Genomic DNA, 731 nt, shown 5'->3' on the forward strand with positions numbered 1-731 from the left:
CGGCCGTCGCGCTCGGCCGTGCCGCCGGGGGCGATCGTCTCGGTCACCGGACACCTGCGGCGTGACCGCCCGGTCCGGGCGGAGGATAGGTGGGTCGGTCCGGCATGGTGGTCTCCCGGTTCTCGTCGGTGGCTTCGCAGGGCTCTGACGCGATCACGCCGTGGCCGGGCGGACCGGCCGCCCGGCCCGCCGGCGTCAGTGGCCGATCTCGACGTTCTCCAGCACGCCGAGTGCGTCCGGCACCAGCACGGCGGCGGAGTAATAGGCGCTGACCAGATAGGACATGATCGCCTTCTCGTCGATGCCCATGAAGCGGACCGACAGCCCCGGCTCGTACTCGTCGGGCAGGCCGGTCTGGTAGAGCCCGACGACGCCCTGGGCCTCCTCGCCGGTGCGCATCACCAGGATGGAGCTGGTGCGCGCGTCACTGATGGGGATCTTGTTGCAGGGCAGCAGCGGCACGCCGCGCCAGGAGGGAACCGCGTGCCCGTTGATCTCGGTGGGCGCCGGATAGATGCCCCTGGCGTTGCACTCCCGGCCGATCGCCGCGATGGTGCGCGGGTGTGCGAGCAGGAACGCCGGATCCTTCCACACGGTGGCCAGCAGCTCGTCGAGGTCGTCGGGGGTGGGTGGGCCGGTGCGGGTCTGGATGCGCTGGCGTAGGTCGGCGCCCGCGAGCAGGCCGAAGTCGGGGTTGTTGACGAGTTCGTGTTCCTGGCGTTCGCGTAGGG

1 pseudogene is annotated in these 731 nt (G+C 71.3%); it reads right to left on the reverse strand.

The features are described 5' to 3' along the window. Window positions 1–195: 195 nt before the first annotated feature. Window positions 196–731: pseudogene (locus Sru01_RS35150) on the reverse strand (Crp/Fnr family transcriptional regulator); the annotation flags it as partial.

Origin of the sequence: Sphaerisporangium rufum (assembly GCF_016863395.1) — a bacterium.
GTDB classification, from domain to species: domain Bacteria; phylum Actinomycetota; class Actinomycetes; order Streptosporangiales; family Streptosporangiaceae; genus Sphaerisporangium; species Sphaerisporangium rufum.